Annotated in this window: 5 protein-coding genes; 1 reads left to right on the top strand and 4 read right to left on the bottom strand. The window is 67.9% G+C overall.

Annotated elements, in window-relative coordinates; translation table 11 throughout:
* Positions 1 to 43 precede the first annotated feature (43 nt).
* Positions 44 to 1,468 carry a type I glutamate--ammonia ligase gene (gene glnA, locus ACWCO2_RS16665; RefSeq protein ID WP_450128612.1) on the top strand — a complete coding sequence of 475 codons (1,425 nt, stop codon included), beginning with the start codon at positions 44 to 46 and terminating at the stop codon, positions 1,466 to 1,468.
* 160 nt (positions 1,469 to 1,628) lie between these two features.
* Here the strand turns inward: glnA and ACWCO2_RS16670 are convergent, their stop codons facing one another.
* The 4 genes from ACWCO2_RS16670 to ACWCO2_RS16685 all read right to left on the bottom strand — a co-directional run bounded on the left by ACWCO2_RS16670 (position 1,629) and on the right by ACWCO2_RS16685 (position 7,077).
* Positions 1,629 to 2,489 carry an SMP-30/gluconolactonase/LRE family protein gene (locus ACWCO2_RS16670; RefSeq protein ID WP_450128613.1) on the bottom strand — a complete coding sequence of 287 codons (861 nt, stop codon included), beginning with the start codon at positions 2,487 to 2,489 and terminating at the stop codon, positions 1,629 to 1,631.
* A gap of 212 nt (positions 2,490 to 2,701) precedes the next feature.
* The gene (locus tag ACWCO2_RS16675; protein ID WP_450128614.1) at positions 2,702 to 3,223 is read right to left on the bottom strand and encodes an N-acetyltransferase family protein; all 522 of its coding nucleotides are present in this window, start codon (positions 3,221 to 3,223) and stop codon (positions 2,702 to 2,704) included.
* 10 nt (positions 3,224 to 3,233) lie between these two features.
* Positions 3,234 to 6,272, bottom strand: a complete 3,039-nt coding sequence (locus ACWCO2_RS16680) for a bifunctional [glutamine synthetase] adenylyltransferase/[glutamine synthetase]-adenylyl-L-tyrosine phosphorylase (RefSeq protein ID WP_450128615.1) — start codon at positions 6,270 to 6,272, stop codon at positions 3,234 to 3,236.
* Between the two features lie 52 nt (positions 6,273 to 6,324).
* Positions 6,325 to 7,077, bottom strand: coding sequence for a type 1 glutamine amidotransferase (locus tag ACWCO2_RS16685; RefSeq protein ID WP_450128616.1), 753 nt, complete (start codon positions 7,075 to 7,077; stop codon positions 6,325 to 6,327).
* Positions 7,078 to 7,239: the final 162 nt, after the last annotated feature.

Here is a 7,239-nt window from a genome sequence, read left to right on the forward strand (position 1 = left end):
TGGCGTCGGTGAGCTGTATCGAATGCTGAAGGAGCCACCGAGCTTGTTCAAGAATCCAGACGAGGTCCTGCGCTTCATCGCCGACGAGGACGTGAAGTTCATCGATGTCCGGTTCTGCGACCTGCCGGGCGTAATGCAGCACTTCACCGTGCCCGCCGCTGCTTTCGACGAGGAAGCGTTCACCGAGGGGCTGGGCTTCGACGGCTCCTCCATGCGCGGCTTCCAGTCGATCCACGAGTCGGACATGCTGCTGCTGCCCGACCCCTACACCGCGCGCATCGACCCGTTCCGGGCCGAGAAGACGCTGATCCTGAACTTCTTCGTGCACGACCCGCTCACGTTGGAGCCCTACACCCGCGACCCGCGCAACATCGCGCGCAAGGCCGAGCAGTACCTGGCCGAGTCCGGCATCGCCGACACCGCGTTCTTCGGTGCCGAGGCCGAGTTCTACATCTTCGACTCGGTCAAGTTCGAAGAAGGCCCGAACAAGACGTACGCCGAGGTCGACTCGATCGCGGGCTGGTGGAACACCGGTCGCGACGAGGAAGGCGGCAACCGCGGCTACAAGACGCGGATAAAGGGCGGCTACTTCCCGGTCTCGCCCTACGACCACTTCGCCGACCTGCGCGACAAGATGTGCACCCAGCTGACCGACTCCGGTTTCACCATCGAGCGGGCGCACCACGAGGTCGGCACCGGCGGCCAGACCGAGATCAACTACAAGTTCAACACGCTGCTGCACGCGGCCGACGACTTGCAGCTGTTCAAGTACGTCATCAAGAACACCGCCTGGGACAGCGGCAAGACCGTGACCTTCATGCCCAAGCCGCTGTTCGGCGACAACGGCTCCGGCATGCACTGCCACATGTCGCTGTGGAAGGACCGCAGCCCGCTGTTCTACGACGAGTCCGGTTACGCCGGCCTGTCGGACATGGCGCGCTACTACATCGGCGGCATCCTGCACCACGCGCCGAGCCTGCTGGCCTTCACCAACCCGACGGTGAACTCCTACCACCGCCTGGTGCCGGGCTACGAGGCCCCGGTGAACCTGGTGTACTCGCAGCGCAACCGCTCGGCGTGCATGCGCATCCCGATCACCGGTGCGAACCCGAAGGCCAAGCGCGTCGAGTTCCGCTGCCCGGACCCGTCCGGCAACCCGTACCTGGCGTTCGCCGCGATGATGATGGCCGGCCTGGACGGCATCAAGAACAAGATCGAGCCGGCCGAGCCGATCGACAAGGACCTCTACGAGCTGCCGCCGGAAGAGGCCAGGAACGTGCCGATCGTGCCGGACAGCTTGTCCAAGGCCATCGACAACCTGGAAGCCGACCACGACTTCCTGCTCGAGGGTGGCGTGTTCACCCCCGACCTGATCGAGACCTGGATCAACATCAAGCGCGGCGACGAGATCGACCCGATCCGCCTCCGCCCGCACCCGCACGAGTTCTCGCTGTACTTCGACGTGTGATCGTCTGATCCGAACGAACGGGGCGGGGACTTCGGTCCTCGCCCCGCTCGTTTTGCGCGTCAGCGGACGTTGATGTCCAATCCGTTCGTCCCTGGCGCCTCGACATCCGACAGCAGATCCTGGACGGGTTGACTTCCAATATCGACTATTAGCAGTCAGGTCAAATCCCCTGCCAGGGCGGCAGAGCAGCGCCGAGCACGCCGGGTTTGAAGCGCATCAGCGCACCGGCGTAGGGGTCGTCGAGGAGCGCGAGCTCGTCGTAGCCGTAGCACGCCGAGGTCAGGTACATCTCCTCCAACCGCGAACCGCCGAAGGCCAGGCTGGTGATCCGCCGCGTCGGTGCCCACAGAACCGTCTCGAGGTCTCCGCTGGGCGCATAGCGGTGAATCCGCCCGCTCCAGTGCATAGCGACCCACACACAGCCCTCGGCGTCGACCGCGATCCCCTCCGGCTCGCCCTCCGGCTCACCGCACACCACCCACTGCCGCCCGGAAACCGCCATTGCGCGCTCCGGGTCGTAGTCGTAAACCCAGATGCTGCGCATATCGACCAAGTACATCCGGTGACCGCTCGGACTCCAGGCCACCGCACCGGCCGCGGTCACCCCGGCGACCAGCAGCCGCGCCCGGTCCCCGTCGAGCACGTACAGCCCGCTGGCCTGCAGCTCCCGGGAGTGCGTCTGGGTTCCCGCCACGAACCGCCCGGCCGGATCGCAGGCGCCGACCCCCATGCGATCGCCGTTGCGCACCTGGACGACCGGTTCCAACGCCGAACGCCCGAGATGCACCCGCGCGAACCCGGTTCCCGCGGCAGCGATCAGCTGACCGTGCCGGGTGGCGCCCAACGCCGTCACCGGCCCCGGCAGCACCCGGACGTCGTCCCCACCGGAATCCCGGTGATACGTGTGCAATTCCCGGCGCAGCAGATCCACCCAGTGCACGCAATTGAGCGCGGGCATCCACAGCGGGCTCGCCCCGCACAACGCCTGCCTGTCGACGAGCACCTCGAAGTCCTCGGACATCGGCAGTCCCCTTGTTCGCCGCCCACGCCTTCTACTCGCGCAGGGTACTGGCGAATCCGGCGAGTTCGGGACCGCCGACCGGGTTCGCGAAAACCCGCTTCGACCAGCTCAGCAGCCGTGAAACCGCAATGCGGACCGAACGCTGAACGGCATTGCGTCGTCCGGGCTACGCCACCACCTGCGCCCAGCCGAATTGCCGACCGCTGGACGACTCAGCGGAATTCATCCGGATCGATGTCCCGCGCGAAGCAAACCCGGTCGTGGCCGGGTCCGTCGTAATCGCGGTGCACCGGAATTCCGTCGATTTCGGCGTCACCGGCGATCAGCTCGAAACCCATGCTCCGGTGGAAGGCGATCGAACCGGTGTTGGCAGGCGAGGTGATGCAGTGCACCCGGGCCCGCCCGGCCCGCGCCGCGGCAGCGAAGAACTCGCCGTACAACCGGCGCGCGAGCCCGGACCGGCGCAACTCCGGATCGACGCCGACGAAGTGGACGTAGGCCTCGGCCGCGCGATCAGCGGAGCGAAAACCGATCAGGAAACCCGCCATTCGGCCATCCCGCTCCGCGACGAAGCTGGTGCCGGAGAAGTGCTGCAGGAACAACCGGGGCACCAGCAACGACAGTTCGCGGGCGGCTTCCGGGCTGCGCGAATCGGTCCACCACCGCTGGATGGCAGCCACGATTCGCGGATGATCCTCTTCCGCCGCCGTGCGCAGATCGATCACGATCGCCACCCCAGGACGCTCACGATTCGTAGAAAACCCGTTCCACGACGGCCCGCGCGTGCCGGGTGACGCGGAGGTAGTCGTCGACGACTTCCCCGGTGTCCACGTCCGCCGGATACCCCAGCGCGGCGGCCACCGCGTTCAACTCCCGCGTCTGCTTGGGCAACTGGTCCCCCGGCTTACCGCGCACCAGCATCACCGCATTGCGCATGCGCATCGCCAGCGTCCACGCCTCCGCCAACTCATTGGCGTCGCTGGCCTCCAGCAAACCGGCGTTGGTCGCGGCCCGCAGACCCTCCAACGTCGAAGTCGTGCGCAGCGCCGGGTGCTCGTGCGCGTGCTGCAACTGCAGCAGCTGCAACGTCCACTCCACGTCGGCCAGACCACCGCGGCCGAGCTTGGTGTGGGTGGCCGGGTCCGCGCCCCGGGGCAGCCGCTCGGAATCCACCCGTGCCTTGATCCGGCGGATCTCCCGAGTCCGTGCCTCGTCCAACCCTCCCTCCGGATACCGGATCGGATCGATGGCCCGGCAGAACCGCTCACCCAGGTCCTGGTCACCGGCGACGTGCTGCGCCCGCAGCAACGCCTGCGCTTCCCACGCCTCGCCCCAGCGCCGGTAGTAGGAGAGGTAGGAATCCAGCGTGCGCACCAGAGCGCCCTGGCGCCCTTCCGGCCGCAGGTCGATGTCGACCTCCAGCGGCGGATCCTGGCTCGGCGCGCCCAACAACCGGCGCACCTGCTCGACCACGGTGGTCGCGAACCGCACCGCCGTCGCCTCGTCCGCCCCTTCCACCGGCTCGCACACGAACATCACGTCGGCGTCGGAGCCGTAACCGAGTTCGGCGCCGCCCAGGCGACCCATCCCGATCACCGCGATCCGCGCCGGGGCATCACCGGTCGCCTTGGCGGTGTCCCGGATCGACACGTCCAGCGCCGACTCCAGCACCGCCGCCCAGATGTTCGACAACGCCCGGAACACCGTGGCCGGCTCCACCAATCCGAGCAGGTCACCGCAGGCGATGCGCAGAAGTTCGTGCCGCCGCAGCGAACGCGCCGCAGCCGCAGCCCGCGCCGGCTCCGAGTAGCGCGCCACGGTGCTGCGCAGCGAAACCGACGCCTCCATCGGATCCCGTCCGGACAACGCCGGGGTGTCGGACAACAACCGCAGCACTTCCGGCGCCCGCACCAATAGCTCCGGAACCAGCTTCGAGGTGCCGAGCAGCTGCGCCAGCCGCTCGGCCACCACCCCTTCGTCCCGCAACAACCGCAGGTACCAAGGGGTTTCGGCCAACGCCTCGGACACCTTGCGGTAGGCCAGCAACCCGCCGTCCGGGTCCGGGGTGTTCGCCAGCAGGTCCAACAACATCGGCAGCAACGTGCCCTGGATGCTGGCCCGCCTGGACACCCCCGAGGTCAACGCTCCTATGTGGCGCAACGCCCCCTCGGGCGAGGTGTAACCGAGCGCGGCCAACCGCTCCACCGCTGCCGAAGTGGTCAGCCGCAGCGCCGCCATGGGCACCTTCGCGACCGCCTCCAGCAGCGGGCGGTAGAACAACTTCTCGTGCAGCCGTCGAACCCTGTTGCTGTGCCGCCGAAACTCCGCCACCAACGCTTGCGCCGCCGTGTTCCGACCGCTGGAACGCAACCCGACCGCCCGGGCCAACACGCCCAACGCTTCGGCATCGTCGAACTCGGGGAACAGGTGCGTCCGGCGCAACTGCCGCAGCTGCAACCGGTGCTCGACCGCGCGCAGGAACCGGTAGGAATCCACCAGATCCGCCGCATCGGTGCGGGCCACGTAGCCGCCCTCTCCCAAGGCACGCAGAGCGTCCATAGTGGACGTCATGCGGAGCGAGTCGTCACTGCGGCCGTGCACCATCTGCAGCAACTGCACGGCGAACTCCACGTCGCGCAGCCCACCGCGACCGAGCTTCAACTCCCGCTCGGACAGCTCGGACGGAACGTGGTTCTCGACCCGGCGCCGCATCGAGCGCACGTCCGCCACGAATCCCTCGCGCTCCGCAGCGGTCCACACCAACGGCTGCACCGCAGCGAGATAACTCGCGCCGAGCTCCGCGTCGCCGGCCACCGGACGGGCCTTGAGCAGCGCCTGGAACTCCCACGTCCGCGCCCAGCGACGGTAGTAGCTCAGATGCCCGTCGAGCGTCCGCACCAGCGCCCCGGCCTTGCCCTCCGGGCGCAACGCCGCATCGACTTCGAAGAACGCGGGACCGGCCACCCGCATCATCAGACTCGCCAACCGGATCGCGGTCGGAATCTCGTCCTCGCGGTCCGCGACGAACACAACGTCCACGTCGCTGACGTAGTTCAGCTCACGTCCGCCGCACTTGCCCATCGCGATCACCGCGAGCCGCGGCACCTCGTCCGCACCGGACTGCCGCAACTCAGCCACCGCAACCGACAACGCCGCACGCAGAGCCGAGACCGCGAGTTCGGACAACGTCGCTGCCACGTCCTCGTACGGCATGCTCGGCAACGCCGGATCGACGACGTGGGCCATGTCCTGCCCCGCAACGTCCATCAGCAGCCCCCGGTAAGCCCGGCGCAGCGCCATGACCGCTTCAGGACCGTGCACCGCCGCAACGGGACCACCCGGTGTCCCGGGATCACCGCTCCCCTCCGCGCCCACTGCCTCCAGGAGCACCGCGGTCCGCTCCTCGAGCGTGCTCGCCGAAGCAGCGCCAGTGCGCAGCCGACGCCAGTCCTCCGGATCAGCAACGAGGTGATCCGCAAGAGCAGTGGAGGCACCTAGCACACCGAACAACCGAGCGCGCAAACCCGCATCGTCGGCCAACTCGCGCGCAAGCTCAGCCCAGTTCGCGTCCGCAGCGTCCCGGAAGCGGTCCAGCGAATGCAGCGCCAGATCGGGGTCCGGGGTCCGCGACAGCGCCGTCAGAATCGGCTCGGCCTCACCCGGACCGCGATCCGACCACCAGCCGGCACGTCTCAGCTGGGCCTCAGCACGTGACGCGTCGGTGAACCCGTAACGAGCGGGAGACGGCACCGAACCCGAGCGCGACGAGTTGCTGTTGGCCATTACCCGACCGTAGTCCGCGCACCGCCCCGGTGTGGACCCGACCTGATGACGATCACGCCAACGGCAGGAATCTGCTGGCCTTCCGATCCTCCGGCGGGGTCCCCACGAACCGCACGAACCGCTCCGCCACCGGCTGCCAGGTCTCGGCCATGTCCGCGTGGAACTCGTCGAGATGCGCCCGCTCCAACTGCCCCGGCCGAATCGCGGCAGCGATCTCCGGCGACAACTCGGCCCACTCCAGCACCAGGTCCGTCGTCGTCTCGATGTGGAACTGCATCCCGTAAGCGCACTCCCCGACCCGGAACAACTGGTTGTCGCACTTCGGCGAGGAAGCCAACAACTGCGCCGACGGCGGCAACACCGCCACCTCATCGGAATGGGACTGCAGAACATCAGGGGTCAGCGGAACCGGCCCGAACAACGGATCCTCCGCCGCAACATCCCGCTTCGCGATCAGCAACGTCCCGGCCTCCGGCCCGTTGCGAGCCGCCCGCACCTGTCCTCCGGTAGCCGCAGCCAGCAACTGAGCCCCGAGGCACAACGCCAGAGTCGGTACACGCTCGCTCACAGCCTTGCTGAGCAATGCCCGAACCTCGGCCAGCCACGGGTGCCCCGCGTCGTCGTAAACGCCCATCTCGCCACCGAGCACCACCAACCCCTGATGCTCGCTGAAGTCCGCTGGCAACGGCTGCTCAGCGGGCAGGACAACGTCCACCTCAGCGCCAGCCGCCACCAACCACTCGCCCAACGGCCCCGGAGGATCCGACTTCGACGGCTGAACGATGAGAATCCGCACACCACCCATGCCGCCAGAGTACGACCCCGAACCCCGAAGACCCACCACTCACCGGCTGATCCTCGATCCGTCTGGAAAAAGTTCTGGAAATGCGGGAAGGGGCTCCTTCCACCCGGTAGTCCGGATGGAAGGAGCCCCTTCCCGTGAATAGTGTGTCGGCGGTGTCTTACT

Source organism: Saccharopolyspora sp. NPDC002376 (assembly GCF_053593195.1).

Excerpts from the sequence above, each read along its gene's own strand:
- ACWCO2_RS16685 (WP_450128616.1), bottom strand. The coding sequence starts at position 7,077 with ATGGGTGGTGTGCGGATTCTCATCGTTCAGCCGTCGAAGTCGGATCCT.
- ACWCO2_RS16670 (WP_450128613.1), bottom strand. The coding sequence starts at position 2,489 with ATGTCCGAGGACTTCGAGGTGCTCGTCGACAGGCAGGCGTTGTGCGGG.
- ACWCO2_RS16680 (WP_450128615.1), bottom strand. The coding sequence starts at position 6,272 with ATGGCCAACAGCAACTCGTCGCGCTCGGGTTCGGTGCCGTCTCCCGCT.